The 1,598-nt window shown below is 45.0% G+C and carries 1 protein-coding gene; it reads left to right on the top strand.

What is annotated here, in order from left to right; all coding sequences use genetic code 11:
• Positions 1-72 precede the first annotated feature (72 nt).
• Positions 73-1,598 (top strand): hypothetical protein (locus KDK18_RS06250; RefSeq protein ID WP_257254006.1); only part of this gene is annotated, 1,526 nt, incomplete at its 3' end.

The raw sequence follows: 1,598 nt of genomic DNA, 5'->3' as shown, positions 1-1,598 counted from the left end.
GCTTTTTGTCGTTATTTCGGGATTCCTTGTCGGAAAATAAGTAGCCTCATCCACGGCTTTGCTGAATATTCCGTGGATGAAGGCCAAACCTGGAAGTCAGTGGATTTGGGCGGGGCACCTGTCGAGAGGACAAAAATCCTGTCTGACTTCCAGCCCAACAAGAAAGTCAGTAGTTTCAGCACTGCATCAGAGAAGATTCATGATCTCATGAAAGGGGTTGGTTTAGCGCAACAGCAAACTCTGGCTGAAGCCTGCGGCATAAGCTTTGAGAAACTGGACAAAGCCCATGTGACAAAGAGTGCATTAACAAAAACCAATCTAAGTGCTTTAGAAATAGTAAAGAACCTTTGGGAGAAAAAAGATTTAACCAGTTTTTCCATGGGCGTCTCAGTATTGGTGTCGCAGGAGACAAAATCATTGGGCTTCTACGAACGGAAGTTGATTGGTGAAATGGCTTTTGACAATTTGAGTCAATATAGCCCAATGTCAGAGGCAGTAAGTGCAATACTGCCCGACAATGATGGCTGTAAGATCGCTGAGCTACTCAAGTCACTTCATTCAAAAATGGTTGTTCAGGCCGGAGCATGCTCCAAAGAATGGTCGAATTCTATAGTGGATATACTGAGCAACAGCGACTTAGCCAACCCTTCGGTTATTCACTTTGCCCGTGAAGCCCTGTTATCGGGTTGGCTGGACCCACTGCCAAACGATAAAAGCGATATTAAGAAGGTCCATCTATATCACGAACTATTGGTGCTTCTGGAAGGTGTCGATGAACTGAAAGTTATAGCCGCACATAGCCTGAAAAAGTGGTACCGGGAATTATGGTCAAGGGAAAAAAATAGTCAGGTATGGCGGTTGGACTATAAAAGCTTCCGGGAAAAAGAAGGTAATGCCTTTTTCATCACTCATTGTCATGATGGGTTTTCGCGATCCCTTGAAGAAAAAATAACCCACTCATCGTTACGGGCCGCCTGGACAGACGTACCCGAGGGAATTCCGAATGTAGAACGAATGCTACTGCACCATCCTGCATTTCAACAATTAAACTCGGGTAAAGCGAACCACCGCCCGGTGATTATCCTGGAGTATAAATTTGCCAGACCAGTGCTTGATGAAAAAGTCGAAGCCCTGATTCAACGAAAAGCTGAAAAGAGCCCGGAACTGAAGCTGATACTGGAAAAACTCAATCAACTTCAGGTGGCGGAAGCACGATACCAGCATGAAATGAAGGCATTGGAAAGTCTCAGCGCTAGCGATGTGGATGATATGGACTATATAGAACGGGTGCGACTGTCAAAAGATCAGCGATGTAAAGCTCAAAATGAAGAATATCAGAAAAAAAAGACCGATATCGAACTACGTTATGACCTCATTCTCGAACCCCTTTGGTTGTCATCGGAGGAAAAAGAACTTCTGGATGATTTAAAACACAAATGCAGACAAGCGATTGAGCAAGCCCTCAGTCACTACCTGTATGGAGTGACACACTCGAAAGGCGGTAGCTTAACCTATTGTTGGGTCCGTGCTTTCTTCACGTCTAACAGGCGTGACAGCTATGGCGCTCATGATCCATCTTCACCAGAAGAGTTGTATGC

The organism is Endozoicomonas sp. SESOKO3, from assembly GCF_024606255.1.
The sequence above is the reverse complement of the archived record's forward strand: the minus strand, read 5'-3'. Positions and strand labels throughout refer to the sequence as shown.